Origin of the sequence: Streptomyces sp. ADMS (assembly GCF_033441795.1) — a bacterium.
Lineage (GTDB): Bacteria > Actinomycetota > Actinomycetes > Streptomycetales > Streptomycetaceae > Streptomyces.
In genome coordinates this window covers 1-238 of the sequence record NZ_JAVFVX010000628.1, presented here as the reverse complement: position 1 = coordinate 238, position 238 = coordinate 1, and the positions used below count along the sequence as shown (strand labels likewise).

1 pseudogene is annotated in these 238 nt (G+C 63.4%); it reads left to right on the top strand.

Going from position 1 to position 238, the window contains the following annotated elements:
* A pseudogene (locus RB628_RS42250) lies at positions 1 to 238 on the top strand (hypothetical protein); the annotation flags it as partial.

The following is a 238-nucleotide window of genomic DNA, read 5'->3' as shown; positions in this document are numbered from 1 at the left end:
GCTGCACGGCCGTGAGCGAGTACCAGTACTACGAGTTCCAGGCCATCGACCGACCCTTGACCAAGGACGAGCTCGAAGAGGTACGGGCGCTGTCGAGCCGGGCCAGGATCAGCGCGACACACTTCGTCAACGAATACCACTACGGCGACTTCCGCGGCGATGAGCGCAAACTGATGGAGCAGGTGTACGACGCCCACCTGTACTTCGCCAACTGGGGCTCGCGGCGCCTGATGCTGCG